The organism is Gemmiger formicilis, assembly GCF_016901605.1.
GTDB lineage: Bacteria > Bacillota > Clostridia > Oscillospirales > Ruminococcaceae > Gemmiger > Gemmiger formicilis_B.
The window spans coordinates 1-219 of record NZ_JACJKP010000898.1 but is presented as its reverse complement, the minus strand read 5'-3'; the positions used below and the strand labels follow the sequence as shown (position 1 = coordinate 219).

Annotated in this window: 1 protein-coding gene; it reads left to right on the top strand. The window is 55.7% G+C overall.

Annotation, left to right across the window (positions count from 1 at the left end; genetic code table 11):
- Positions 1 to 53: 53 nt before the first annotated feature.
- Positions 54 to 219: cob(I)yrinic acid a,c-diamide adenosyltransferase (locus H6B10_RS19195; RefSeq protein ID WP_430661799.1), on the top strand; the 166-nt coding region annotated here is incomplete at its 3' end.

The following is a 219-nucleotide window of genomic DNA, read 5'->3' as shown; positions in this document are numbered from 1 at the left end:
CACTGAAAAGTGACGCTTTTTTGTTTGACCGCTTATCGAATAAGGAGTCTTGTATGCTACATCTTTACTGGGGCGATGGCAAAGGAAAAACAACCGCCGCCATGGGCCTGGCGCAGCGCGACGGTAGAGTTGCGGCGAGCCTCCGCCTTTTCCGCTTCGTTCATCAGCCAGGTGAATTTAGCGTTGGGGCAGGCATAGACAACCGCGCCCAGGCGACGC